Source organism: Avibacterium volantium (assembly GCF_049366555.1).
In the GTDB taxonomy this organism is placed as follows: Bacteria; Pseudomonadota; Gammaproteobacteria; order Enterobacterales; family Pasteurellaceae; genus Avibacterium; species Avibacterium volantium_A.
Genome location: NZ_JBMMGT010000015.1, coordinates 28,993 through 55,006 on the forward strand (window position 1 = coordinate 28,993; position 26,014 = coordinate 55,006).

Here is a 26,014-nt window from a genome sequence, read left to right on the forward strand (position 1 = left end):
TGCACCCCAAAAGTTGAACTAAGAGGCAACTTATTAAGGTGCAGATTTTTGTTAAAAGATTGTGCTAGTTTTTATTCATTCTTAATTGAATTAGATTTTCTCTAACTTGATTAATATTATCTGGGGTAAAAAATCCTTCGATGTTTTTCCAAATTGAGTGGAAGCCATACGGCCCTTCGATCATTTCTCGTTTTGCTTCGTTAGGCTCCCAATTTTGATATATGATTCGATACATAGCAGAAATTAGACCTGTACGATCTGCGCCATGATAACAATGCACTAATACCGCACCTTGATTTTGTGCTTGTTCAATTTCCCATAGTACATTAGCGACTTCTTTAGGCGTTATTGCCCAAGAAAGTAATGGTGTATTGATAAGTTTTAAATTGGTATGCTGAAAAGCGTTCCTGTCTTCATTACGATCAAAAAAACGTAAATTGACAATGGTTTTTATATTGTGTTTTTGAATTAAATCATAGTTTTCTGAGGTGAGTTGCTCACTACGAAATAATTTATTATCTATGTTATAAAGGTTTGTTTCTTGGTTCTGCAATACGGCCCAATGCTGTGTATTCTGCGGTGTTTCCGTGGGCGTTGTTGTACAGGAAGAAATAAGTAACATTGGAATAATTATATAAATTTTTTTCATAGATATACTTTAGCGCCTAATTTAGTTAGTTTGTTTTTTACCTTAGTTAAAGGTAGCTTATATAGAAGTTTTAACTTCTACAATATTGTTTAATACTCAACAAATCATATTGATAATTCTTATTTCCCCCAATTCGGCAGCGTTGTTGATTTATATGGTACAACTTTGTAACGTGATTTGTCTGGAGCTGGATCATCTACCCGTATTATGGCTAGATTTCCCCACTTATTAGGATAAGGTGCGTGTTCATCGTAATTCTCACGATTTACACAAAAATAAAAGTGGTATTCCTCCTTTCCAATAACACGTTCAAAACGATAAATCGCGTAGCATTTATCTTTACCAATATATTCTTCAGTATTTCCTGCATATTTAACTTGATCTCTTGACGATAAATCGAGAAAGAAGAATTTTTCTTTAAACGTTAAATTAAATTCTTTAAAATCACGGTCTAAAAATTGGGTTGCTTGTCCATAGTCATCTACGCCAAGACGTATTAGAGCAAAATCCCAATATTTTTCATTGAAGCGTTTTCTAATTTGACTACTGTATATGCCTTCAACAAAAATTTCTTTATTACCTTCACGTCTTTTTTCAAAAGTATGATAGTTAAAGATTCCTCCATCTCGAATGGGTGAAAAGAATTTTTTAGGCAGAATTTCCCCACCTTCAAAAGGTTTACCTAGCTTAGAAATCTCTTCTGCTATGCTAGATTTTTGACCGAGAACATTTAAGCTACTCCAAATTAATTTTTTAACAATAGCAATATCTTGTGGTGTAAATTGGTAGGCATGTTTGGCGGTAAGCTCATTGATATCAATATATTGTTTTTCGATAGTCTCCTGATTAGTTGTTTCTGCAAAACAGGTAATATAAGCAAAACAGAAGCATAGACTGGTTAGTATTTTGTATAATCGGTTCTTCGTTGTCATTGGGTTGTCTCCGGTTATAAAAAAACATCGCGTGGTTGTTTTTTATCTCGAATTGCCTTAATAAACTTATTCCAGAAAAGTTCTGTATCATCTTTGCTTCCTTTATCGATTACTTTTCGTCCAATAAGTTCATTCTGTGCTTCATATTCCTGCATTTGGTCATAAAACGCATAAGGATTAATTGCTTGGATATGCCCTGTCATCACAGCACTTCTTCCCCAAGGTAAATCAGGCAAAATATTTCCAATAGCATCATACCTTACCACTTTTGCACAGGTATAATTGTTTGCAATATTATAATATTGCTCTCGTTGTTCTATTACGTTTCTGATTCGCACCACATTTTTATAAATGGCTTCATACTGCGCTTCGGTAATTTTTAATTGAAACAAGGTGACTTTTTCGGATATTCGGTAGTCAGCAGTCGCTATTCCATAAGCACGATTGAAGTCCTTTCCGAGCTCATAGCCGACCTGATCGGCAGGATATGGGTCTAACATCTGATTAATTTGATAATATTCAAAGGCTCTAATAAGAAATTTATCATTTTAAAATCTTGTAAAATAAGATCATTAGCAAGCTCAGATAAATATATCCCATAACTATATAGCATAGGATAAAATGTATTAAAAAAAATATAAAGCCAGAATTAAAATAATAAAAAGACATAATAAAGCAGGATAGAAATAGACAAATTATTGGGCAAACTATGAAAAATAAATATTTCTTAGTGTGGAAAAATGTTCTTATCAAAAACCATAAGGTAAAAGAAAGAATGTAATATAAATATATTCCTTGATAGTCTACAACCTTAGAATATCTAAATCTTCCTGTGCATATATATAACAAAAAGAAAGTAATTATAGCAAACCATTCAGCATTTTTTTTAATAAAGATATTTTTCATTTATCTCTCCCCACTATAGTTTTATAGTTATATCTGATAATTTTCTTAATTGGTTTCCTAGTTGATTGGGACGGCTAGTTATTTCTAAGTTCTTAAATTTACCAGTTCCACCTTTAAGTACTTCACTTGAACATTCAGTGCATCCCATAGGACCACAACGTCTATCTGCTTCTATATTATTTTTGATTCTTTCTCCTTCTTCATCAGAAAGATAAAATATATGTGCATAAACATCTTCACCATCTTCTTTTTGATAATTAATGTAGCCTTCAAATGAAAAATCATCTCCTGATAATGTATAGCCACTACCTGGGTAGATAATTTCGCCACTTTCTCTTTTGAAAAAATAACTTCCACTTGGGTCATATAATAAAGATTCACTCTTGTTTTGAGTATTTTCAAGAATCATTCCTGTATGTGTACCAATACCCCAAACATTATAGAGATGAAATGAATCTTCCCATGTATTCTCATTTGTTATTACATAGAGAATATATTTGGGTCTTGATATTTTAATTGTTTCCATATAGTCATTTATTTTGAAATTTGCTTTTGATGTTTTATTATCTACCATGTCCAACTTCTCTCATCTAATTTATTAATATGTAACCGAATTTCAGCTTCAGCAGATTGTTCACTAAAATAGACAGGTGTCAATCCATTTTCATCTGTTATACCTTTCTGTTCACCTTCTGGTAATTTAATTGAAAAAGGGGTATTTTGGTAAGGTCTTCCTTCATCATCTAATAGATGGAACTGAAGCCTATAGAGCGGTTTTAATTCCCCTGTATTATCCGGCACTTGCAACTCCTTCTCCTGCATTCCAATATGCACGCCATCCAACCAAATGCCTTCTTCATTCATCAAAATCGTGTTTTTACCAAAGCGAAGGAGAATCTTTTCATTGTCCATCGTCAGGCTGGTTTGTTTGCCCACTTCAAGTTCAATGCGGTCGTGTGTCGCGTTGAAAATCTCTTATTGATAATGGTTTTTATATTGTGTTTTGAATTAAATCATAGTTTTCCGAGGTGAGTTGCTCACAATGAAATAATTTATTATCTATGTTATAAAAGTTTGTTTTTTTACCTTAGTTAAAGGTAGCTTATATAGAAGTTTTAACTTCTACAATATTTATTTAATTTTTGGATTTTTATTATCGCTATTACATATTTTTATTAATCTTTTTGTTTCTATTTTGATTATGAGTAATACATAACACATATCTGAATACAATATTGCACAATTTCCTATAATTGCAGTTTGGAGAACATAGTAAAGTCCATTTTCTGCGTGCCGACTCCGAGTAGATTGGAACATACTGATTATAAAAATGGTTAAGATAATATAAAGGGCATACTTTAAAATTTTACTCTTTGCCAAGTTATCTAAACTTACGATCTCTTTAGAAGATTTTTTACCAGAAAAAATAGAAAGGCTATCTGTAATTAACTTTTCTTCATTGATTCTAATGACGTGAATTATTGCTACAAACAGAAGGAAAGAGAGTATAAGAATAAGATTTAAGTATAATTCAGGGTATAGAAAATAACTTAAAACATAAGCTGGAAAAAAGAGCAATACAATACTCATGCATCCCATACCAAAGATGGTAGAATGAAGATACATTAATGCAATAATATTATTCTTTTTTGAAAGGAATTGTGTTATGAGATAGAATAAAAATAGATAGGTAAGCTCTCCTATCAAAAACAACACTATTAACTTATTTTTCTTTTCTATTGGGATATTAAGGTCTGTAAAGAAGAGGATTGCATATTGTATGATTAAAAAAATAAAAAAGACTGTTAATATAAATTTATAAGATCCTACACCTGTTTTATATTTATTAAAAATAAATCTACTATTTTCGTTTAAATATTTTAGTTCCATGTTTCATCCTTTATGTAATCAATGGCTTGGTTAATAGCATAACCTATACTGACAATAACAATGCCACTAAGTAAGAAGATTAATATTACAGGGAAAGCGGGCATAAATCCGGAAATAGATAATATTAAAGAAGTCAATATAGAACTTATCGCCACAGTAGCTATTCCGCCCAAGAAAGATAATCCAATTCTTCCTAATAACTCTACAATATCTCGACTTCCTGCTTCATCCAACATCACTGTATCATAATCCAAAATGACATCAATCACGAATCCTGTTGCGGCTAATGGGCCGGAGAAATTTGCTTTAGCTAATGATTTGATGGATAGTACTTCTTTTGCGGATAGCCAAATCCGTTTAATATTTTTACTAATATGAATTCCTCCGGTTACACCTTTTAATTTTTCATGCGCTAATCCAGCATATCTAAATCCAAAAGCAGGAGTTTTTCCTTTAAATACAATGGCTAAATATCCGTTTATCCATTTTACTTCGACTTTATGACTCATTGCTTTTATCCAATGTTTATTTTCTAATGTGTAATCAATTGTATCTTTAACTAAAGCCATGTCATCGTTAGAGTAATATTGGAGAATCTCTATAAGCTCCTTATATTCTTTATCTTCAAGGATATGTTCTAATTCCCTTACTTCAACTGTTTGTGCTGTTTTATAGCGTTCGACTGGTGTTCCAAAAGGATAGTATTGTAAGGGAATTTTTGAGAGATTAGATTCTTTTTTGACTTTAAATAACGCAACCACACCAACTTCCTCAGGCTCATTTTTGATGCAAGCATAACCATTATCTTTCCATAATTCATCAAAAGCCTGAAGAATGCGTTCAGGTTGATAGAGGGGTTTAAATACTTCTTGATGATTAAATTGATCAAGCGTTTTTACCCATTTATAAGCACTTTGTTGATGCTCCTTATGAATGCCATGTAGTTGATTAATATCTGGCACATCTGAAAATCCAATATACATAGGCTCTAGCCATAAATCTGGTTTTTCTATTTCTTCGGTCTGAATGCCTATTCTTGTGGTTTTGTATCGTCCCAGTTCTTTATCTTTTGAGCGAACAATAAATGTGCCATCAAAAAATCGGCTCACTTGGACACGGTAGGGAATGCCTTGATTTGAAATAGAGAAGTTACCATGTATTAATTTTTTGGTTTGTTTATCATAAACGGCATTGAGTCTAAAATTGTTGCTATCTTTTTCACTTGGGAGAATTTCAACGGTTAAATCCGTAAATAGTTTCGTTTGGAAGTTGAACACAACTTCTTGTACAGTGCCTAATAAAATAGTGTAATCACAAGAACGAGCGAGCTTTTCAACAGGTTCTCCAGGTAAGAAAATATAGCGAACTTCTTTTCTTCTTATTGAAGTTTCATTGTGATGCGCTGCTGATGACATCTACTTTTTCTCCCTTGTTGACTGAGTTGCAGTAAAAAAGTTGAGACTCGTGTCTTCTATCTCTATTTTTCCTTGGCTATCTGCAGTAAGTTGAAGCGACTGACCCGATTTAGAGGGTGTGAGAGTGATTTCTTCTCCTTGTGGGGATTTTCCATAGATATCAGCATATTGTAAAGTCATTTTTTTATCTTCATATTGCGATTGGTTTGAGGCTAATTCGACTTCTGTCTCCTGCATTCCAATATGCACGCCATCCAACCAAATCCCTTCTTCATTCATCAAAATCGTGTTTTTACCAAAGCGAAGGAGAATCTTTTCATTGTCCATCGTCAGGCTAGTTTGTTTACCCACTTCAATCTCAATACGGTCGTGCGCCGCGTTGAAAATCTCTTTCGCTTGGACAACTTTAAGGTGGTTGTACAATTACTATCTAGCTTTATTATTGCTGAATGAGTTATATTGGTATATGAAACTTCCATATGAATCTTTTTTAATTATATTCCTTTATTAATTTACACCAAGTTCTATAATTAAATTTATCAAAGTTTTGACATTTATTATTTTTAGGCGTGAAAAAATATGACTTGTTTTCATTCCAGTTAAAATAATAATAGTTGGTGAAATCTTCGCCATACAACCAAAATCTATCAGAACCGCTATCAATAGATGTTGGATGAAATGTAAATATATTACTCTTTCTGGGGATAAAATTTTCAGAATCTATTAATAGAGAGTATAGATTTAAAGAAAAATTATAAAATAACAGAAATAAAATGAATAAATAGTATGAATGTTATAGCTTTATTTTTCATAGAAATAAAATTAGCCCTTATTTAACAATGCATTTTTTAGATTTCTAATGGCCTGATCTGCAAAAAGTAAAAAGAAAGTGAGTTGACAGAATATGATTGCAAGAATAAAAAAATATCCCCTTGTAAAGGGTGTGATCCATAGTTTCATCAACGAATATGCTATATTTTATATTTAGGTTGATGTCGATTTTTATTAATACAAAAATAGCAAGAATTATAAATAGTATGCGCCTCATATTTATAAATTTACTTTAAAAATTTATAGGGTAATATCATCAATAGACTAAGATAAAAATAACCCATTAATAAATATAATAGAAGGGTTTTAATAAAAAACTACTCTAAATCATATCCATAATAATAAAATGATGTTATAAAATGGGAGCAAAGTAAGCTTAATGCAGGTAAAAGTATAAAAAATAAACCCTTTCTTTTTTGTTTATTATTTTATTTCTTATGAAAAGAAAAATAAAAAATGAAAATATATAATGGATATAGAATTCTGTGTCATCTACAACTTTAGAGTATCTAAAATTTCCTGTACAGACATATAACAGAAATAAAGTAATTATAGCGAACCATTCAGCATTTTGTTTAAGAAAGATATTGTTCATTTTTCTTTTATTCTTTTGGAAGCCCATCTAAAAACCTATGTACGTCTAATTTTCCTCTATTGATATAGTCTAGCATATTTTCTCTTATAGTTTTTTCATCCTCATATTCAGAAGAATCAGGATCTTCATCTATATAGTTAATCTTTTTAGAGATAAAGTTTAAGTATTGTTTTTTTATGTTAGATGATGAATATAATTTTAAACAGAAATTAAGGTCATTGTGGAAATATTTATCCAGCATAACTCCTTTTTTTGTAAAGATAACATCTTTTTCAATAATAATATATTTTTCCAGTAATTTATTACTTTTAAATAATCTAGGGAGGGGATAAAGGTTATTATAAAGATGTATATATTCATTAGTAAATAATGAGTTCTTTCCCATTCCTATTCTTACATCAAGACAATGTAATGCTCCTAAATATTGGAATTGCTCCAAAGCTAACTTATCATTAGAAAGTTTCTCTTTTACTTTTGTAAGCAAGTTGGATGCATTGCTATTATTAATTATAAAAAATAAAAGTATTAATAAAAACTTTTTATTTGGCATATCATTTTAACTCTAAAAATAAAATGTATTCTTTAATGTTTTACTAATGGATATACGATATAAATCATTATTTTTCTAATTTTTCAATAAAATCAGAAAGTTCTTTTGATTTATAAAAATTAATGCATTGCAAAAATATATCATTAGCTATAACATCTTTTCTTTCCTCCATGTGTATTATATATTTTTTTATGAAATTCATTTGTTTTTTGAGTTACAAAATTCATTAAATCATATATTTCCTCTACAGAGTGATTTTCAGATAATTTAGAGGCGTCATTTAATTCAATGCCAAGCTCTTTGTAGTTTATAGTTAAACATAGTTTTAAAGCATAATCTCTAAAGTCTAAAAACACCTCTTTTTTTCTTTAGCAAAGCAGGGTACGCTTAAAAACAAAAATAATAGAATAAGTCTCATTTTAACTCCTTTCTATAATATTACTCCTTTAGGAATCTGAGAATAGACTTTATGCATATATGTTGTTTATATAGTTTCAATTTTTTATTTTAATATAAGTCTTCGATATAAATAACAAAACAGAGATAAAAAATAATAAAAAATATTCAAGGTATATCGAAATAACCTCTTTTCCTATGTTCGATTTAAATGAGTTAGTGGCATTTATAAAAGCCCATCCGCCAATTAATAGAGAGAGCGTGATTAAAGATAAGAAAATAAAATATTTTCTTCTTTTTGAAAAAAAACTAAAAAGAAAGTGAATTGACAGAATATGATTGCAAGAATAAAAAAAAGAAAATATCCTCTTGTAAAGGGTGTGATCCATAGTTTCATCAACGAATATACTATATTTTATATTTAGGTTGATATCGATTATTATTAATGCAAAAAAAATGGCAAGGATTGTAAATAGTATGTATTTCATATTTCATCTCTTTTTAGTTGAAGTAGGACTTTATTTGTGATGTGAAGTCACTAATGTTAGTTGAGGATGTTTTTCTAGTCTCCATAAAGTTTCCTAATTCTAATGGTGCAATGATTCCTTCTATTTTGTATCTATATTCTATATTATCGGAAGAGTCTTTTAATTCAATGTTAAATATGTTTGTGCCAGCATACTTTAATGAGTCAATAGTAACTGTTGTGCAGTTTCTATAAAATAAATTATATTTACTAATAACCTTTCCATATTTTTTCCATATCTCTTTTTTGTTAGAGTTATTAGGTGTTTCATTACTATTATTCCACAAGTCCTCAAAGAAAGTTATGTTTTTATCTAATGAGACATCATTGATTTTATATATTTTATAATTTTTTGCGTCTAACTCAGATCTTATGAAGCTTATAGCGCTATCATTTTTAAAATTCCCCAGAACTCCTTCTCCACTAATAGGGATTTTATCAACATCATCATATCTGCCGTAAGAATATACATAAATATTTTTTGCTTTATGTATACTAATAAATGTATGCCCAAATCCATCTGTTTCAATCCAAACATAAACCCCATCAGGAATTCTTCTCGTGATTTGAACTTTAACAATACTCTTAGTCGGGTCTTGTGTAAATGTTCCGACGGTTGTCTTTTTCTCTTTTTCCATTATTTCCAACTCCAATGATGATTTTCTGCTTCATCAATATGTAACCGAATTTCAGCTTCAGCAAATTGTTCACTAAAATAGACAGGTGTCAATCCATTTTCATCCGTTATTCCTTTTTGTTCGCCTTCTGGTAATTTAATTGAAAAAGGGGTATTTTGGTAAGGTCTTCCTTCATCATCTAATAGATGGAACTGGAGCCTATAGAGCGGTTTTAATTCCCCTGTATTATCCGGCACTTGCAACTCCTTCTCCTGCATTCCAATATGCACGCCATCCAACCAAATCCCTTCTTCATTCATCAAAATCGTGTTTTTACCAAAGCGAAGGAGAATCTTTTCATTGTCCATCGTCAGGCTGGTTTGTTTGCCCACTTCAAGCTCAATGCGGTCGTGTGCCGCGTTGAAAATCTCTTTCGCTTGGATAGCTTTAAGTAAGCTGATGGTTTCAAGATTATTTCCCGTTAAGACGGTTTTGATGTCATTACCGGTGGTGATTTGGGTGGTTCTGCCTTGGTCAATTTGAGTACGTTGGCTACCGTTAACTGTTAAAGTGCGGTGGTTTTTGATGTGATTTTTTTGGTCATGCTCAACCAAGGTGGTCATATCCCGCTGGGCATGCATTTCAAATAATTCTCGGTTCGCGGCATCCTCAAAGAGAATGCTGTTGTAACCCTCTCCTTTGTAGGTTTTCGATTTAATGTGCATTTGAGTATAGGTGGCAGGCAGATTACCCGGAGGGATTTGTAGCTCATTATACACGCGTCCAATAATCAGCGGTTGGTCAGGGTCGCCTTCTAAAAAACTCACCACCACTTCTTGCCCAACACGCGGAATGGCGAGCATTCCCCAGTTTTGCCCCGCCCAAGGTTGGGCAATACGTACCCAGCAAGAACTTCTGGAATCGTTGAATTCCCCTTTATCCCAATGAAATTTCACTTTCACTCGGCCTTGGTAATCCGTGAAGATTTCTTCCCCTTTGGGGCCCGTGACTACCGCAGTTTGTGTGCCACAGATTTGTGGTTTTTGAGGGAAATTACTACGGAAAGTTTTCTCCGGAGAAAGACATTCAAAACGATTAGTGATAAAGGTGGTGTTTTCACGTTGGCTAAAATGGCTTTCCTCTTCTAAGGCTTGCGGTTGTTCGCCATGATGTTGAATGTAAGTTAATTGCCAAGGCTGATTAAATTCCGAACGAGGATGGCGATGAATGTGTAAGAGTTGACCTATCCTTAAGGCAAAGTGATTGCTTTCTCCCTCGCCCGTATGGGCATCACGGCGTAAACTGTCGAGACGATATTGGGCAAAGCGTTCGCCACTGTCATTTTTATAGCGGCCAGGGTAGTCGTAGTAAGGGTAGTCTCCTTGGAATTGAATCTCTTCTTGTGTGGCTTGTAAGCCATATTCCGCATTCCAGTTCGGTTTTTTGAAGGTGTAATCTTTTAACAACACTTCAGAAGGACGAATTTGTTCGGTCCATTGGAAGGTACGGAGATGAGGGGCTTGGCGTAATACGGTAGGATTGGCATTATAGTCAAGGGAGAGGGTATCTTCCTTGGATAAACGATGGGCATCATCGTAAATAAAGAGCCGGTCAATTTGATTATGTTCATCTTCCGTACAAAAGAAAAACAAGCCTTCTTCACCGATAATCCGTTGGAAAAATTCATAATCGGTTTCGCGGTATTGCACACAATATTCCCGTCTTGTGCGGTAGGCGATATCAATGGTGTGAAAAAGCACATCGGAATCGCTTAGCAGGGTTTTTAAGATAGCTTCAATACTGGTATGCTGGAAAATGCGAGAGCGTCTTTTTTGGGTTAATCGCCAGAGATGCGGGGAGAGGGTAAAGTGATAAAAGGTATAGCGTTCACCGGTTTTACCGAGTTTGATTTGTGTGACGATACCGGAGATATTACGTTGTCGCTCACCATCTTGCCAGATGGAAAGGGTTGCGGCGCAGTCGAGTAGTGAACCAAATGGAAGCTGGTTATGTTGTGTTGCCGCGACAATGGAGAGTTTAAAGAGGGAATTATAGCCTTCTTCGAAATCGAATTTGACAACACGGAAGGTGTCAGGCGGCAGTTGTGCCACTTCGAGGGTTAAGTGGAGGCCTTTGGAAACAGAAAAATCGGGGAATTTTAGTGTGTTCATTGTTTATCCCTTATTAAAATTTTTTATCTGGCGTGACATATACATACTGTATTTCCAAAACACAATAAGTTCGTAACCACTCTTCTATAAGACAGCGGTACATAATAGAAGCTTTGTCAGCCTATTTTTGTGGTGTGTAAATTTGTCATCCGTCTTTTAGTCTTATTTGCTATACTCATCTACTTCCTTACCAAAATAGGCGTCCCAATCAATTTTTATATCAATATTATCTTCATCTTCATCTTCATCTGCAACATAAACCTCCTCTGTTTCTCCGTTCTCATTGGTAATTCCTTTTACGGTTTCTCCATCAAAATGCATAATATAGGGTATATTTCTATATGGCTCACTTTCTCCTAATAACCTAAAACGGTGAGGACTTTTGATTTTTTCAGGGATCTCTACTCTTTTTATTGCCTTTCTTCTTTTTACTTCCTTAATAAAATGAGGGCCACAATCCGCCTTATACCAATAATTATCCTCATTCAATGCAGCACAATATTCAGATAATTCATTAAAATCCTCATCAGATAGTCGGTCTAAGTTTCGTTCACCAACTGGGTCAATATAGAAGATTCTGTGCATATTTTTTTTCTTATAAAAAAAACCATAGCCCGGACCAAATTCACCACTCACTTTAACAAATCCTATTTCACTATTAAAAAATATAACAACTCCAATCAATATAAGATTAGAAAGACATAATAAGATTGTTGTGCATTTATAAAATTTTTTATTCATTAATTTTTCCTTTTTCTGGTGCGTCTAGTTGAAAATGCTGTCTTAAATAGGTAACAAATTGCATTCCTACATTTCCTGGACAAGTGCGGCGATCATTTGATAAAGCGAACTCTCGATGCCCTCCTAGTTGTTTAATACAGAACACTGATAGCAATGCCTCAATTAAAATAATACAAGCATATTTTTGAGATTGAGGAATGCTAGAGGAGTAGAAAAAGTCTAGGTGGTCTATAAGATAGTCTTTTTTATCTTTTTTCTTCTCCCAATCAACTTCACCTCTTTCTGAATAATCTCCAGTTAATAATATTCCTACTTTATGAAAATTGTTCTCATTAATATGGGAGCCTTGGAATCTAATATCTCTCCCCTCAGCTATTTGACCATCACAGGCAACAATGTAGTGATATCCTATATCATCGAACTTACCACTCATGTGTTCGTTTTGTATACTATGCGCTACTTCAAATACTGGTACACATTCTGTTCCAAATGATGAATTTCCCTGATGATGGATAACAATATCCGTATAATTCCAATCATCCGATAATTCTTTCTTGGGTTTTCTAGCATTCCATTCTGAGCGTTCAATAAATTTATTTGAAATTCCTAGTATGAGATTTTTTTCAATGTAATTGATAATAGCTTGCCTTGTTGCAGCTTTGTCATTAAGCTGAATGTTTTTAATCTCACAGATATCTTTTTTAGTTTCACTTTAGTTGTTTTATTTTTATTCATTTTTCAATAACCTTATTAGCGTGTAGTATATTTTTTATTGTTTTTTCTCTGCTTCCAAAGGAATATTTTCTGGCTTTTTATTATCTTGGGTTTTCATCTGTTTTTTATAAGCTTCCCAATCAATTTCTATATGTACATCATTTTTATCGCTAACGTAAACGGTTTCTGTCTCTCCTTTATCATTTGTTATACCCTCTATAGTTTTTTTATCATATTGCATAATATAAGGACTATTTCTATATATTTCACCGTTATATGTTAAAATAAAAGAATGAGGACGTAGAGAGGCTCTTCTTTTTACTTCCTTAGTAAAATAAGAATCACAAGAAGTTTTATAGAGACGACCATCTTCTTTTGCCGCTGCACAAAATTCTGATAGCTCATTAAATGCTTCATCTGAAAGCTGATCTAAATCTCGTTCTCCAACAGGTTCAATATAAAAGATTCTGTGCATATCTTTTTTCTTATAAAAAAAATCATACCCTGTACCAAATTCTGTTGTTACTCTGACAAGTCCTATTTCATTATGAAAAAAGAAAATAATCCCTATTAATATAATATTGATAATGCATAATAATGTTACAAGATGTTTATAAAAATTTTTTTTACTCATTGCGTTTTCCTTTTTCTGGTGCAGATAGTTGAAAATGTTGTCTTAAATAGGTAACAAATTGCATTCCTACATTTCCTGGACACGTTCGATGATCACCTGGTAAAGCAAATTCTCGATGTCCTCCTAGTTGTTTAATAAAGAACACTGATAGCAATGCTTCAATTAAAGTGATACAAGCATATCCCTGAATCTCAGGGACACTGAGTGAATAGAATAGGTCTAAATTATCTATAAGATAATCTCTTATACTTCCTCTTTTATCCCAGCTAAGTTCTCCTATTTCGGAATAATCACCCAGTAATAATATTCCTATTTTATTGGAATTATTCTCATTTACATGAGAACCTTGAAATCTAATATCTCTTCCCTCTAAAATATTTCCTTCACAGCTTACAATATAGTGGTAACCGATATCATCGAAATTTTGAGATCCTTTCATTTCAGATTGTTGAATTTTCTGTGTTTCGTTGATTGGGTCTCCACAACAGAAACCGAAATTTGAATTTCCTTGATGGTGAATGACGATTGCATTATAGTTCCAGCCTTCGGTGAGTTTTTTCTTAGGCGGTTTAGCTTTCCAACCGGAGCGTTCAATAAATTGTGTTCCGAACCTTTCCTTTAGGTTATTATTCACTCTATTAATAATAGTCTGCCTTGTTGCTGCTTTGTCATTCGTTTTTATAACATGCTCTTTAACTTCATATTCTTTTTCCAATCCTATCGTTGTAGTTATTTGTTGATTCATTCTTCAATAACCTCATTAGCTTGTAAGAGTCTTTTTGGTGATTTAAACAGCACATGAATATTTACAGTTTCTTTTTGGTTGCTTTGAATATATAAATAGCCATTTTGATCTGTTTCTTGTTTAATTCGTTTTCCTGATGAAAATTCAATTTCACAAGGTCGATGAGCTAAAATTTCTCCAGTAGCTTTATCTGTTACGAGAACCTTCGCGATGTAATGAGATTCTTTTTTAGGCTCTCCAGTATTATCCGGCACTTGCAACTCCTTCTCCTGCATCCCAATATGCACACCATCCAACCAAATGCCTTCTTCATTCATCAAAATCGTGTTTTTACCAAAGCGAAGGAGAATCTTTTCATTGTCCATCGTCAGGCTGGTTTGTTTGCCCACTTCAAGCTCAATACGGTCGTGTGCCGCGTTGAAAATCTCTTTCGCTTGGATAGCTTTAAGTAAGCTGATGGTTTCAAGATTGTTTCCCGCTAAGACGGTTTTGATGTCATTACCGGTGGTGATTTGGGTGGTTCTGCCTTGGTCAATTTGAGTACGTTGGCTACCGTTAACTGTTAAAGTGCGGTGGTTTTTGATGTGATTTTTTTGGTCATATTCAACCTGTGTGGTCATATCCCGCTGGGCATGCATTTCAAATAATTCTCGGTTCGCGGCATCCTCAAAGAGAATGCTGTTGTAACCTTCCCCTTTGTAGGTTTTTGATTTAATGTGCATTTGGGTATAGGTGGCAGGCAGATTACCCGGAGGAATTTGTAGCTCATTATACACGCGTCCAATAATCAGCGGTTGGTCAGGGTCACCTTCTAAAAAACTCACCACCACTTCTTGCCCAACACGCGGAATGGCGAGCATTCCCCAGTTTTGCCCCGCCCAAGGTTGAGCAACACGCACCCAGCAAGAACTTCTGGAATCGTTGAATTCCCCTTTATCCCAATGAAATTTCACTTTCACTCGGCCTTGGTAATCCGTGAAGATTTCTTCCCCTTTGGGGCCAGTGACTACCGCAGTTTGTGTGCCACAGATTTGTGGTTTTTGAGGGAAATTACTACGGAAAGTTTTCTCCGGAGAAAGACATTCAAAACGATTAGTGATAAAGGTAGTGTTTTCACGTTGACTAAAATGGCTTTCCTCTTCCAAAGCTTGCGGTTGTTCTCCATGATGTTGAATGTAAGTTAATTGCCAAGGCTGATTGAAGTCAGCACGAGGATGGCGATGAATGTGTAAGAGTTGGCCTATTCTTAAAGCTGGGTGATTACTTTCTCCCTCGCCCGTATGGGCATCACGGCGTAAACTGTCGAGACGATATTGGGCAAAGCGTTCGCCACTGTCATTTTTATAGCGGCCAGGGTAGTCGTAGTAAGGATAGTCTCCTTGAAATTGAATCTCTTCTTGTGTGCCTTGTAAGCCATATTCCGCATTCCAGTTCGGTTTTTTGAAGGTGTAATCCTTTAACAACACTTCAGAAGGACGAATTTGCTCGGTCCATTGGAAGGTACGGAGATGAGGGGCTTGGCGTAATACGGTAGGATTGGCATTATAGTCAAGGGAGAGGGTATCTTCCTTGGATAAACGATGGGCATCATCGTAAATAAAGAGCCGGTCAATTTGATTATGTTCATCTTCCGTACAAAAGAAAAACAAGCCTTCTTCACCGATAATCCGTTGGAAAAATTCATAATCGGTTTCGCGGTATTGCACACAATATTCCCGTCTTGTGCGGTAGGCGATATCAATGGTGTGAAAAAGCACATCGGAATCGCTTAGCAGGGTTTTTAAGATAGCTTCAATACTGGTATGTTGGAAAATGCGAGAGCGTCTTTTTTGGGTTAATCGCCAGAGATGAGGGGAGAGGGTAAAGTGATAAAAGGTATAGCGTTCACCGGTTTTACCGAGTTTGATTTGTGTGACGATACCGGAGATATTACGTTGTCGCTCACCATCTTGCCAGATGGAAAGGGTTGCAGCGCAGTCGAGTAGTGAGCCAAATGGAAGCTGATTATGTTGTGTTGCTGCGACAATGGAGAGTTTAAAGAGGGAATTATAGCCTTCTTCGAAATCGAATTTGACAACACGGAAGGTCTCAGGCGGCAGTTGTGCTACTTCAAGGGTGAAGTGGAGGCCTTTAGAGGTGAATAAGTCGAACATAATTTCTCCTTGTTAAATTCGTATTAATTTTTACTCTCTAATTGTCAATAACACATCGGGTTCTTGCACTGGATGACCTATAAAACTTGTCCAGCCAAGTAAACTATCTTGCTCGGTTCCTAAAACCATACCTGATACTTGCTCTTTTGCTAATCCTAATCTCAAATCCCAGGCAAATTGATCTTTTAATATAAAAGAGACAAAGGTAACGAGGGGGAGATAATTTTCTCCATTTGGTAAAAATGACAAAAATTCTTGCCGAGAAAGGTTGTTGAGCTGTAATTCAAATTTGCTTCCTCTGTTTGGCTTTCTGCTACCTAAGGTGAAATTTTCACCTAAACAAGAACGGCCTTTTGGTGGTTTTCCCGCTTCTTTTTTCATTAATCCTAATCGGTTTTGTTCATCTTCGATGATTTCAACATAACGAAAACACCAACTTTCTAGTGAGACGAACTCTAAATCAAAACAATGGGAAACTAAGTTACAAATGATTTCAGGGGAGCGAGCAGGACTAGATAAAATACCAGCATAAGCTAACATTTTGGAATGATTGACAGAGAGTTTGTTTCTGATACTTTTATAGCCAAGTCCAGCTAAGGCAAACATTCTGTTAGAATATTCGTCAGTTCCATTTGTTTGGTAATTTATGTAGTAGCGATATTTTCGCCAAATCTGATGTAGTAATAACGATAGTCTATGGTTGAATAAGTCCATAAAATCAACTAATTTTGTCTCTTTATGAAGATATTCAGTGGCTAGACTATCTAGGTAATAGCCAGGTAGGGGCGATTGGCTACCATGCAAACCTAAAAAAGAAACTTGAAGTTCAAATGTTCCATCCGGTAATTCTTTTAAGTTAGCGATGTCTCTAATTGGGAAGCCTAATCCGGCTAGTGATGTTAGGCGAATAATTTCATCTTTAGGTAATAAACTTAAGCTTTCACTTGGGTCAACCCCTTTGATTTTACATAATAGCTCCATTAGCCGATAGAAATTGTATCGGCTAATGTCTAGTTTTTGGGAGGCGGTGTTTACATCAATTGATGCTGTCCGATTTGAATAGGCCATTCATAGCTCGCTTGATTATCTAAATTTATTACTTTCAGTTTGTGAAATGAATTTACACTTGCGTAGAGAGAGAAGAATTGGGATAGCACAGTGCAAAATAAAAACATTTCACCTTCAGAGTTAAATTCGCTTTGTTTGATATATAAGGTAGATTGTAGTCCTCTAATAGAAACACTTTTAAATAATCGATCTATAGGCTTGGTATCTATTGACTTAATCGCATCAAGTTTCTTTTGGGACATTTTGGCATTTCTCCTACTATGCCAGCTGGGCAGATCATAGGTTCTAATAATCTCTTTTAATGCCTCAATTTCGAGTAACGATAAGTAGTTTAGTGAAGAATTGGAAATTAATTTCCAAGCGAGTGTTCCATCTAGTAATGGATGCAGTGGCATAGATGGGCGAGTGATATTTTTAAATTCAACAATTGCTGGGTTTGTTTCTGTGCCGATGCAAATATCACCAACTTTTAAGTTGGTTGGTATTTCACGGTTAGTGCAAGTCACATTGATCGAAATGGATTCGGTTTTTCCTAAACTTATTACCTCATCGCCTCTTATAAAAGAAATATAATGATCAAATCCTTTTTCAAATAAGGCATCTTTAGCCCTTACTTTATAATAAAGCTCGGTTCGTCCTTTAGCATATTCAATTTGATGCTCAAAGCTTTCAAAAGGTAAGTAATGACGTGTGGAAGAATGACGAGGCCCTCTAGCTTTATTGTTCCTATTTTCAACATGGCTTGATACTTGATCTACTGAGAATATTTCATACCATTCAGGATGAGAATAACTTCCTTTTAGCAAATATTCATCTTTATCTCCATCGAATCTGAGCGGTTCACAACTATGCTTAAATAAATTTATTGCAGGTGTGCAATGTAGTCTAAAGGTTGATTTTCTGATTTGAACATCTGAAGACAATGGCTCAGAGAAATAGAGGTTTAATATAAATTGATTTGATTCATCAAGAGTATTTGGTAGTGGAGCGATACCATTTACGTCAAAGAACATGAAGCTTTCGGGAAAGCAGAAATATTCTTGTAAGATCCGATAACCGCTGTAAGCATTTTTAGGGTAAGGTAAGAGTGCGTCTTCTTTATTAAATCCAGCAGGTGAAAAATTAAACTCAGGTAATGTTATTTTCTGGTCGTTGACAACAATCTCTGCATCTGTCAAGTAATAGCTAAACCATAGATATAGTTGCTGATTAGTGTAATCATCTGCTCCAAGATAAAAACGCAACTTATTTAAATCTAGTTCAGAGAACTTTAGTGGCGATTCACTAGAAAATACTAAACTAATAATAGCTTGCTCGTTACTATTTAATACACTTGCATCCGAAAGAGAGAAAGGATTGAGCCAAACATCACGGCAAGTCTGAAATTGACATTGTAGTTTTTTGTCGGAGTTACCAGATGCTATAGGACGGCTTAATAACGTGGTGCCTTTATTTACGACATCAAAACCTTTTGCAACTTTAGGGTTGGGAAAAAATTCAACGATAGTCATACTTGGTGTTGGGCGTAGATAATTTGGCCAGAGCATATTAATTAAACTATGAGTGAACTCTGGAAATTGATCTTCAATTTTGGCTCTTAAACTACCAGATAAAAAGGCAAAGCCTTCTAGTAATCGTTCAACATCGGGATCGGCACTTTTTTCAGATAAAAAATTAGCCAAATGAGGTTTTTCATTAGCAATTTCTTTACCTAATTCACGCAGATAATCTAATTCTTGTCTAAAATATTTTTCAAGAGACATAATCACATCTTAAGTAATGTTGCTCATATCTAGATAATAACGATGATCGTTATCTAGGTGTAAATTAAAGGCAATGTCTTTGGTGTAGTCTTCAAAGGATACTGTTGCCGTGACGTAAAAAAATAGGGTTAGAGGTTGCTCTTCATTAGGAAATGGTGTCACATTTACCGCGATGATTCGAGGCTCAAAATTCAAAATGCATTCTTGAATGATTTGGGATATTTTTTGATAGATATCTCCTGTATTACTCGTGGCATCATTTAAGTCCATAATACCTAATTGGACCGCACTTTGTGATGTGCCTGGATGGGTATTAAGGATATTGTTAAGATTATGTTTTATTGACTCAATAAAAGTTTTGAGACCAGAATGGGAGAGAGGAGAAGGATTTACCTCCTTCCCCTGTATACGCTCAAATAAGCTAGCTGTACTATCTCGTTGCCAACTTAATAATGCCATTTTTCTATTCCTTGTCTAGACGACCAACAAGCGATAGTTCAAAGTTAGATCCCATATATTTAAAGTGTGGTCTTAATTTGATGGAAGACAAGAACCAACCTGGATCTCCCTCTACATCTGATACAGAAATAGATGCCGCTCTGAATGGACGACGACTACGAACATCTGCAGGTGGGTTTTCTTGATCAGCGACATATTGCTTGAGCCATTTATTTAACTCGGTTTGTAAATCAGTTGCTTCTTTCCAGCTACCAATTTGCTCACGTTGTAACACTTTTAAGAAATGAGCTACTCGAGTGATCATAAATGTATATGGTAATTGAGTACCTAATTTGTAGTTGGTTTCTGCTATTTTACCCTCTTTTGTATTTGGGAAAATTTTTGGTTTTTGAACAGAATTAGCAGAAAAGAATGCAGCATTATCACTACCTTTACGCATAGTTAATGCGATAAATCCTTCTTCCGCTAATTCAAATTCTCTTCTATCTGTAATAAGCACTTCTGTTGGGATCTTTGACTGAATTTGTCCCATCGCTTCATAAATATGAACTGGTAAATCATAGACCGCACCGCCACTTTGTGGGCCAATAATATTTGCACACCAACGATATTTAGCAAAACTATCCGTCAAGCAAGAAGCTAGTAAAAATGCGCTATTACCCCATAGATAGTGTTCGTGGTCTTTACTTACATCCTCTTCATAGCCAAAAGTTTTTACCGGATTGTCTGACACAGAGTAAGGTAAACGAACTAAGAAACGAGAGGCAGTTAATCCTAAACTACGAGAGTCTTCAGATTCTCGTAATGAACGCCACTTAGCATACATTGGTCCTTCAAACACTGATTTTAGATCTTTAATTGCAGGTAATTCAGTATAACTTTGAATACCAAAGAAAGCGGGGGATACGGAAGATATAAATGGGGCGTGAGCCATAGAACCTACAGCGCTCACATATTGCAAGAGTTTCATATCTGGGGATTTAGGGGTAAATTCATAGTTCCCAATCACGGCACCAATAGGTTCTCCACCAAATTGACCATAGCCAGAAGAATAAACGTGTTTATAAAAACCAGATTGAACAATTTCAGGTGCAAATTCGAAGTCATCGAGTAATTCTTCTTTTGTTGCATGAAAAACGTTAATCTTAATATTTTCTCTAAAGTCTGTTTTATCAACTAATAATTTTAATGAGCGCCAAGATGATTCTAAATTACGAAATTCATTGTGATGTAGAATCTCATCTACTTGGGCGCTTAATTTCCGATCAATCTCATTGATCATTTTATCTATTAATAACTTGTTTACTGGCTCTTCTTTAGAGCCTGTTTCTAAAATGTTACTAATAAAAGCAGCGACACCTTGTTTAGCAATATCATAGCCTTCACTATCTTCAGAAAGCCTTGTTTGAGCCATGATTTCATCAAGTAATGAGCCCGAGGTAGTGGTATTTTGTTCGATTTGTTCTGTTTGGATTTTATCAGCCATATCTAAAGTCCTCTGGTATGATCAACTATTTTTTATCAACTAAATTTAATTCTGCAAGTAATTGAGCTCGGGATTGCTCATCTTCGAGTAGTTCTGCGATTCTAGCTCGAAAAGCCGGAACATTCCCAAGTGGTCCTTTGACGGCAGTTAATGCTTCTCTTAATTCAAGCAATTTACGTAATTCTGGAACGGATTTAACAATGTTATCTGGAGAGAAGTCATTAAGAGATTTGATGTCTAATTGCACATTAATTTCATCATCTGGTGATGCGTTATCGGATAATTTGTTTGCAACATTAATATTCAAACCAATTTCCATTTCTTCCATAACTGAAGAAAAATTGTTTTTATCAATAGAAATCATTGATCGCTCTTCTATAGATGAGTCTTCTGCTTTTCCCTTCATATCACCAACAACTAAGAGATTTAATGGTAATTCAACTTCGGCAGTTTCACCGCCTGTTGCTGGGACGTATTTAATATTGATTCGCTCTTTAGGTGCAACAGAACCTTCTTTTTTACTCATAGCATTATCCTTCTTTAATTGTATAGAATGAAAAGGGGGTATACATGGTATATAGACCATCTACAAATTTAGTATATCAAAATTCTGGTTCTTTAATAGAGTGTTTTTTAAGCTTTTTGTTGTTTTTTTAGATAAAAAACGACATACTAATATACAAGAAATCATCTTTTTTGATTTCTGACGTCAATAATTATTTATTACATTATTACATTAGTGAGGACAACTACTATGCCAACTCCATGTTACGTTTCAATTACAGGAAAAACCCAAGGTAATATCACAGCTGGTGCGTTTACGGCTGATTCTGTGGGAAATATTTTTGTTGAAGGTCATGAAGATCAAATGTTGGTTCAGCAGGTTAAACACCAAGTGACCGTACCAACGGATCCACAATCAGGTCAACCATCAGGTCAACGTGCACATAAACCATTAATTTTAACGGTAGCCCTAAATAAAGCAGTTCCATTACTTTATAATGCGTTAGCTTCAGGAGAAATGCTACCGAAAGTAGAATTAAAATGGTATCGCACATCAGTTGAAGGCAAACAAGAGCATTACTTCACAACTACATTAGAAGATGCAACTATTGTTAATATGGATCTTTTAATGCCACATGCACAGGATCCTTCTCAAAAAGAGTTTACTCAATTACTTGATGTCTTTTTAGCTTACCGAAAAATCACTTGGGAGCATACTGTAGCAGGTACATCAGGTTCAGATGACTGGCGTACACCAATTGAAGCTTAATTAACTAGATTAGCTACGAGTATGGTGTGTCAAGCACACCATACTTTATTATAGCTACTATATTAAAGGTCCATCACCTAACTTAATTTAAATACTCAATGTTTGGGATTGAGTATAAGGATGGCTTTTATCGACCTTTGCATGATTTTATGCCACACGATAATCTAAAGTTTTCTGTTCAGCTTCTTTTATTAAGGCCTCATTCAATTATTTAATTCGAGTGGGAAGTCTCTTTCTTTTATAATTCTATTTGATCTTAAAGTTCCTGCGTCAATATTGATTTTTTCTTTGTCATTGATTATTCTTACTTTTAAGCTGTAAAAGATAAGAAAATGTAGCAGAGATGAATAGATTAAATCTTTTTCAAATGCTATATAATATTACGAATATCTATTTACTATTTTTTTTCTTGTTTGCTTTGTCTTTTATAATACATGGTTCCTGAAATATCAAATAATGTATATAGGTGTTATTTATAACTAATTGGAATCCTACCTATAGCCATGTAATGAGTTACTCCCTTAAAGATCGAGTATGCTCTCGCATTTATTATCTGAAAAAATGAAATAAAAATTGATTGCTTAGTATATTTTGGATAGATATATTACGAGCTAGTCAACGTTTTATCTAGAATAGGGATGTATATGTATATTGGTCATCGTTTAAAAGAAGAAAGACAGAGAATGGGGTTAACTCAAAGAGCATTTGCAAAATTAGGAGGTGTTAGATCACAAGCTCAGTTCAAATATGAGCATAATCGAATTATGCCTAGAGTCGACTATTTAATGAAGCTAGGATTAGAGGGTGTTGATATTAATTATATACTTTTTGGTGAGAGGGGGGTTATAGCAATAAATAAAGAAGAGAAGTGTTTGCTGGATTTATTACGAAACTCAAAGGATATAAGAGATTTTATCCTGCATGGAGTAAATTATTTTAAATCGATAGAAATTTAGTATATTAGAAATTTTTTAATTAGAATATTAAAGGAACCTTAATTATGGCGGTAGGTAATATTTCATTTGAAGAGTTATTACAAAATTTTTTTATATAAGTATCTCCGAGGAGATACAATTAAGAGTTATCAGAAAGCTATTAGACTCTTACAGAGAAATTGCAATGTTATGTATCCAAATGAAATCTCTAGTTTATTGCTTTTAGATTGGAGAAGAACCGCGGTTGGGAGTAATATTAAACCAATCACATGGAATAGCTATTTGCGCCACATCAAAGCAATCTATAAATTTGGAATTGAACAAAATTTATTAGATTATCAAGATAATCCTTGTAATAAATTATTTTTAAGAGAGGGAAAAGCTAAGCGGAAAATTTTGTCTAGTACAGAACTAGCAAAGTTAGATTTTTTTCTGCAAGGTGCACATAATTTGCCAGGTATCTTGAATCCTGTATGGTTTGTTGAAACGTTAATAAAGACATTCAGATATACAGCAATTCGCCGAGCTCAATTAATAAAATTAAAGGTTGGTGATATAGATTTAGTGAGTAGAATTATTCATATATCTCCCGAAATAAATAAAAATCATCATTCACACACAATTCCTATTTCAGATAAGTTGTTTCCTTATCTTCAGAACCTTATCCTTGAATTAAAGCGAGCAAATCAAACTAATGATTGTCAGTTATTTAACTTTAATCTCTTTTGCCCTTTGTCCAGGAATAGAGCTAAAAATACCAGTGAACATCAAATAAGCCATATATTTAAAGTTATATCTCGTTCTGTTGGGTTCAATGTATCTCCACATAGATTTAGGCACACAGTTGCAACAAATTTAATGAAGAATCCTAATAATCTTTACGTAGCCAAGCAGTTATTGGGGCACAGGGATATTAAGGTAACACTAACTTACATAGAAGACGATGTGGAAATGATTAGAGACACTGTAAATTCAGCATTATTATAAAAAGTTAATGTCCAGCCTTTACAAGCCTTGGAATTTGTGTAAGATCAAGTTATCTATTTAGCAATAGATCTTGTGGTAGTATTGGCTGGATCTTCCACTTGAAGAGCTATTAGAGTTAATGGGCTATACAAGGGATTTAAAATCCCTCGACTTTCGAGTCGTGGCGGTTCAAGTCCGCCCTCGGGCACCATTAAGAATTTCATATTAAGTCGTAAGTTTACTCTTGAAATCAATAACTTACGGTTTTTTTTCTAGTTCCCCGTCCAAAATATCATTCTCAGCATCAAATTTTGTTGTGTCTAAAAGGCATTTTTGATGTGATTTCGTAGGAAATGATTTTTCGAGGGGTATCTCTAACACTTCTTTTTTAAATGTAATAATTTACGTGTTCTAATAAGAAATAGAAATAAATATTAATACAAGTTTAATGTCTATTTGTATCGCTTATATTTTGGTTCTTTATAATAGATAAAATTGTCAAAAGTCTTGTGATCTGAGTCACTTTAAAATTATTCTGCTCTTGATATAATTAGAGTACATTTTTGTTTAATATTTTAAAGAGGTAATTTTATGAACTTATTCAAAGTTAGCGTTTTAACTCTTAGTATTGGTCTATTGGCTGCTTGTAGTTCTGGGGGCGGAAGTGGTGATAGTGATGCATCAACATCAACAGCGAATAGGGAATCTGTTGTATCATCAATTAATACCTTAGATAAGGATACAATGAAATCTATAGATTTAGTTCCTGAACGATATAGAGAACAGGTAAAAGAGGCGAAACGAATTCGATTTCCTGATGGTACAATATTGGATCTCGCTGATTATCCGATAGGAATTATCCAAGAAAAAACAAATAGTAGAACTGCAAAGGGAATCAATTTACCTTATTCTGTTATTGGGGCGTGGTTGCCAAATAATGTAAAAGTGGATAAAGAAGGTAGAGTAATTGATCCTAGAGTAATAGAAGATGATTTAGACGCATTTGGATTGTACACAAGACGAGATCAAATTCCTACCAGTGGTGTTGCTCAATATAATGGATATTCATTAGGGGCAGTTACATCAGGTAAATTGCAGTTGAATGTTGATTTCGCAGATAAAACAGTTGATGGTAAGTTATATGATCGCAAGTTTGATAGTAATGGTAAAAGATTGTCTGATATTGTTTTAAATAAAGGGGTCATCACAGAAGTTTCTACAGGTGAAGAAGATATTGTGGCATTTACAGGAATGGCTACATATAAAGGGGAAGTTGGCGCTTATGTCGGGGCGTTTATGGGACCGAATGCTGAAGAGGTTATAGGCGTGGTTATTGATTCAGAAAATCAGGAAACTTATGAAAGCTTTGCTGGGCAAAGAAAGTAATATTAAGCATTAACTAAAATTTAATAGACCCTATTTTATTGAAATAGGGCTTTTTTATATTTAAGGGAAGATTATATTTAATAACTTATGATTACTCTCTATGACAGTTTTTTGACCTTATATTTTTAATTAAGAGAATAAAAACAGGGCAAAGTTTTTAGCTTTTATTTTCAGATTGAAAGATAAAAAACCTTTTCTTACGAAAAGGTTTTT

The 26,014-nt window shown here is 34.1% G+C and carries 26 protein-coding genes; 4 read left to right on the forward strand and 22 right to left on the reverse strand.

The window, feature by feature from the left end; genetic code table 11:
- Nucleotides 1-64: 64 nt before the first annotated feature.
- The 22 genes from ACLS0A_RS06395 to tssB form a co-directional block, all read right to left on the reverse strand.
- Nucleotides 65-649 carry a tyrosine-protein phosphatase gene (locus tag ACLS0A_RS06395; protein ID WP_416083157.1) on the reverse strand — a complete coding sequence of 195 codons (585 nt, stop codon included), beginning with the start codon at nt 647-649 and terminating at the stop codon, nt 65-67.
- 119 nt (nt 650-768) lie between these two features.
- Nucleotides 769-1,581, reverse strand: coding sequence for a hypothetical protein (locus tag ACLS0A_RS06400; protein ID WP_416083158.1), 813 nt, complete (start codon nt 1,579-1,581; stop codon nt 769-771).
- A gap of 14 nt (nt 1,582-1,595) precedes the next feature.
- Nucleotides 1,596-2,081 (reverse strand): hypothetical protein, encoded by a 486-nt coding sequence (locus ACLS0A_RS06405; protein WP_416083159.1) that lies wholly within the window; start codon nt 2,079-2,081, stop codon nt 1,596-1,598.
- A gap of 419 nt (nt 2,082-2,500) precedes the next feature.
- On the reverse strand, nt 2,501-3,061 hold the full coding sequence (locus tag ACLS0A_RS06410; protein ID WP_416083160.1) for a hypothetical protein: 561 nt from the start codon (nt 3,059-3,061) through the stop codon (nt 2,501-2,503).
- Nucleotides 3,055-3,423, reverse strand: coding sequence for a hypothetical protein (locus ACLS0A_RS06415; RefSeq protein ID WP_416083161.1), 369 nt, complete (start codon nt 3,421-3,423; stop codon nt 3,055-3,057). The genes ACLS0A_RS06410 and ACLS0A_RS06415 overlap by 7 nt, the downstream gene beginning before the upstream one ends.
- Before the next feature lie 195 nt (nt 3,424-3,618).
- Nucleotides 3,619-4,377, reverse strand: a complete 759-nt coding sequence (locus ACLS0A_RS06420; RefSeq protein ID WP_416083162.1) for a hypothetical protein — start codon at nt 4,375-4,377, stop codon at nt 3,619-3,621.
- On the reverse strand, nt 4,368-5,792 hold the full coding sequence (locus ACLS0A_RS06425; protein WP_416083163.1) for a hypothetical protein: 1,425 nt from the start codon (nt 5,790-5,792) through the stop codon (nt 4,368-4,370). The genes ACLS0A_RS06420 and ACLS0A_RS06425 overlap by 10 nt, the downstream gene beginning before the upstream one ends.
- Nucleotides 5,793-6,215 (reverse strand): hypothetical protein, encoded by a 423-nt coding sequence (locus tag ACLS0A_RS06430; protein WP_416083164.1) that lies wholly within the window; start codon nt 6,213-6,215, stop codon nt 5,793-5,795. It lies immediately after the preceding gene.
- Between the two features lie 1,010 nt (nt 6,216-7,225).
- On the reverse strand, nt 7,226-7,768 hold the full coding sequence (locus tag ACLS0A_RS06435) for a hypothetical protein (protein WP_423106816.1): 543 nt from the start codon (nt 7,766-7,768) through the stop codon (nt 7,226-7,228).
- Nucleotides 7,769-7,911: 143 nt separating this feature from the next.
- Nucleotides 7,912-8,124, reverse strand: a complete 213-nt coding sequence (locus ACLS0A_RS06440) for a hypothetical protein (RefSeq protein WP_416083482.1) — start codon at nt 8,122-8,124, stop codon at nt 7,912-7,914.
- Nucleotides 8,125-8,665: 541 nt separating this feature from the next.
- A complete protein-coding gene (locus ACLS0A_RS06445; protein WP_416083481.1) occupies nt 8,666-9,328 on the reverse strand; it encodes a hypothetical protein in 663 nt (220 codons plus the stop codon).
- A complete protein-coding gene (locus tag ACLS0A_RS06450) occupies nt 9,328-11,478 on the reverse strand; it encodes a type VI secretion system Vgr family protein (protein ID WP_423105290.1) in 2,151 nt (716 codons plus the stop codon). Before ACLS0A_RS06450 ends, ACLS0A_RS06445 begins: the two co-directional genes overlap by 1 nt.
- 162 nt (nt 11,479-11,640) lie before the next feature.
- A complete protein-coding gene (locus tag ACLS0A_RS06455) occupies nt 11,641-12,219 on the reverse strand; it encodes a hypothetical protein (RefSeq protein ID WP_416083469.1) in 579 nt (192 codons plus the stop codon).
- The gene (locus ACLS0A_RS06460) at nt 12,212-12,913 is read right to left on the reverse strand and encodes an N-acetylmuramoyl-L-alanine amidase (protein ID WP_423105292.1); all 702 of its coding nucleotides are present in this window, start codon (nt 12,911-12,913) and stop codon (nt 12,212-12,214) included. Before ACLS0A_RS06460 ends, ACLS0A_RS06455 begins: the two co-directional genes overlap by 8 nt.
- A gap of 75 nt (nt 12,914-12,988) precedes the next feature.
- Complete coding sequence (locus ACLS0A_RS06465) at nt 12,989-13,567, reverse strand: hypothetical protein (protein ID WP_416083468.1); 579 nt, start codon at nt 13,565-13,567, stop codon at nt 12,989-12,991.
- Nucleotides 13,560-14,312 (reverse strand): N-acetylmuramoyl-L-alanine amidase, encoded by a 753-nt coding sequence (locus ACLS0A_RS06470; RefSeq protein ID WP_416083467.1) that lies wholly within the window; start codon nt 14,310-14,312, stop codon nt 13,560-13,562. The genes ACLS0A_RS06465 and ACLS0A_RS06470 overlap by 8 nt, the downstream gene beginning before the upstream one ends.
- The gene (locus ACLS0A_RS06475) at nt 14,309-16,465 is read right to left on the reverse strand and encodes a type VI secretion system Vgr family protein (protein WP_423105291.1); all 2,157 of its coding nucleotides are present in this window, start codon (nt 16,463-16,465) and stop codon (nt 14,309-14,311) included. Before ACLS0A_RS06475 ends, ACLS0A_RS06470 begins: the two co-directional genes overlap by 4 nt.
- 30 nt (nt 16,466-16,495) lie before the next feature.
- Entirely contained in the window at nt 16,496-17,533 is a 1,038-nt protein-coding gene (gene tssG / locus ACLS0A_RS06480) for a type VI secretion system baseplate subunit TssG (protein ID WP_416083435.1), read from the reverse strand.
- Entirely contained in the window at nt 17,497-19,296 is a 1,800-nt protein-coding gene (tssF, locus tag ACLS0A_RS06485; RefSeq protein ID WP_416083436.1) for a type VI secretion system baseplate subunit TssF, read from the reverse strand. The genes tssG and tssF overlap by 37 nt, the downstream gene beginning before the upstream one ends.
- 9 nt (nt 19,297-19,305) lie before the next feature.
- Entirely contained in the window at nt 19,306-19,755 is a 450-nt protein-coding gene (gene tssE / locus ACLS0A_RS06490) for a type VI secretion system baseplate subunit TssE (protein ID WP_250350007.1), read from the reverse strand.
- A gap of 4 nt (nt 19,756-19,759) precedes the next feature.
- A complete protein-coding gene (gene tssC / locus ACLS0A_RS06495; RefSeq protein WP_250350008.1) occupies nt 19,760-21,241 on the reverse strand; it encodes a type VI secretion system contractile sheath large subunit in 1,482 nt (493 codons plus the stop codon).
- A gap of 25 nt (nt 21,242-21,266) precedes the next feature.
- Complete coding sequence (gene tssB / locus ACLS0A_RS06500) at nt 21,267-21,767, reverse strand: type VI secretion system contractile sheath small subunit (protein ID WP_250350009.1); 501 nt, start codon at nt 21,765-21,767, stop codon at nt 21,267-21,269.
- Nucleotides 21,768-21,995: 228 nt separating this feature from the next.
- Between tssB and ACLS0A_RS06505 the strand changes: the two genes are divergently transcribed.
- The 4 genes from ACLS0A_RS06505 (at nt 21,996) to ACLS0A_RS06520 (ending at nt 25,801) form a co-directional block, all read left to right on the forward strand.
- Nucleotides 21,996-22,514, forward strand: a complete 519-nt coding sequence (locus ACLS0A_RS06505) for an Hcp family type VI secretion system effector (RefSeq protein ID WP_250350010.1) — start codon at nt 21,996-21,998, stop codon at nt 22,512-22,514.
- A gap of 644 nt (nt 22,515-23,158) precedes the next feature.
- Entirely contained in the window at nt 23,159-23,470 is a 312-nt protein-coding gene (locus ACLS0A_RS06510; protein WP_250350011.1) for a helix-turn-helix domain-containing protein, read from the forward strand.
- Between the two features lie 66 nt (nt 23,471-23,536).
- Nucleotides 23,537-24,436: a tyrosine-type recombinase/integrase gene (locus tag ACLS0A_RS06515; RefSeq protein WP_103855534.1), complete on the forward strand. Its 900-nt coding sequence runs from the start codon at nt 23,537-23,539 to the stop codon at nt 24,434-24,436.
- A gap of 570 nt (nt 24,437-25,006) precedes the next feature.
- A complete protein-coding gene (locus ACLS0A_RS06520; RefSeq protein ID WP_416083437.1) occupies nt 25,007-25,801 on the forward strand; it encodes a factor H binding protein domain-containing protein in 795 nt (264 codons plus the stop codon).
- Nucleotides 25,802-26,014: the final 213 nt, after the last annotated feature.

Excerpts from the sequence above, each read along its gene's own strand:
- tssC (WP_250350008.1), bottom strand. The coding sequence starts at position 21,241 with ATGGCTGATAAAATCCAAACAGAACAAATCGAACAAAATACCACTACC.
- ACLS0A_RS06510 (WP_250350011.1), top strand. The coding sequence starts at position 23,159 with ATGTATATTGGTCATCGTTTAAAAGAAGAAAGACAGAGAATGGGGTTA.
- ACLS0A_RS06425 (WP_416083163.1), bottom strand. The coding sequence starts at position 5,792 with ATGTCATCAGCAGCGCATCACAATGAAACTTCAATAAGAAGAAAAGAA.
- ACLS0A_RS06405 (WP_416083159.1), bottom strand. The coding sequence starts at position 2,081 with ATGTTAGACCCATATCCTGCCGATCAGGTCGGCTATGAGCTCGGAAAG.
- ACLS0A_RS06520 (WP_416083437.1), top strand. The coding sequence starts at position 25,007 with ATGAACTTATTCAAAGTTAGCGTTTTAACTCTTAGTATTGGTCTATTG.
- ACLS0A_RS06505 (WP_250350010.1), top strand. The coding sequence starts at position 21,996 with ATGCCAACTCCATGTTACGTTTCAATTACAGGAAAAACCCAAGGTAAT.
- ACLS0A_RS06445 (WP_416083481.1), bottom strand. The coding sequence starts at position 9,328 with ATGGAAAAAGAGAAAAAGACAACCGTCGGAACATTTACACAAGACCCG.
- ACLS0A_RS06420 (WP_416083162.1), bottom strand. The coding sequence starts at position 4,377 with ATGGAACTAAAATATTTAAACGAAAATAGTAGATTTATTTTTAATAAA.
- tssB (WP_250350009.1), bottom strand. The coding sequence starts at position 21,767 with ATGAGTAAAAAAGAAGGTTCTGTTGCACCTAAAGAGCGAATCAATATT.
- ACLS0A_RS06400 (WP_416083158.1), bottom strand. The coding sequence starts at position 1,581 with ATGACAACGAAGAACCGATTATACAAAATACTAACCAGTCTATGCTTC.
- tssE (WP_250350007.1), bottom strand. The coding sequence starts at position 19,755 with ATGGCATTATTAAGTTGGCAACGAGATAGTACAGCTAGCTTATTTGAG.
- ACLS0A_RS06455 (WP_416083469.1), bottom strand. The coding sequence starts at position 12,219 with ATGAATAAAAAATTTTATAAATGCACAACAATCTTATTATGTCTTTCT.
- tssF (WP_416083436.1), bottom strand. The coding sequence starts at position 19,296 with ATGTCTCTTGAAAAATATTTTAGACAAGAATTAGATTATCTGCGTGAA.
- ACLS0A_RS06410 (WP_416083160.1), bottom strand. The coding sequence starts at position 3,061 with ATGGTAGATAATAAAACATCAAAAGCAAATTTCAAAATAAATGACTAT.
- ACLS0A_RS06435 (WP_423106816.1), bottom strand. The coding sequence starts at position 7,768 with ATGCCAAATAAAAAGTTTTTATTAATACTTTTATTTTTTATAATTAAT.
- ACLS0A_RS06395 (WP_416083157.1), bottom strand. The coding sequence starts at position 649 with ATGAAAAAAATTTATATAATTATTCCAATGTTACTTATTTCTTCCTGT.
- tssG (WP_416083435.1), bottom strand. The coding sequence starts at position 17,533 with ATGGCCTATTCAAATCGGACAGCATCAATTGATGTAAACACCGCCTCC.
- ACLS0A_RS06450 (WP_423105290.1), bottom strand. The coding sequence starts at position 11,478 with ATGAACACACTAAAATTCCCCGATTTTTCTGTTTCCAAAGGCCTCCAC.
- ACLS0A_RS06475 (WP_423105291.1), bottom strand. The coding sequence starts at position 16,465 with ATGTTCGACTTATTCACCTCTAAAGGCCTCCACTTCACCCTTGAAGTA.
- ACLS0A_RS06465 (WP_416083468.1), bottom strand. The coding sequence starts at position 13,567 with ATGAGTAAAAAAAATTTTTATAAACATCTTGTAACATTATTATGCATT.
- ACLS0A_RS06470 (WP_416083467.1), bottom strand. The coding sequence starts at position 14,312 with ATGAATCAACAAATAACTACAACGATAGGATTGGAAAAAGAATATGAA.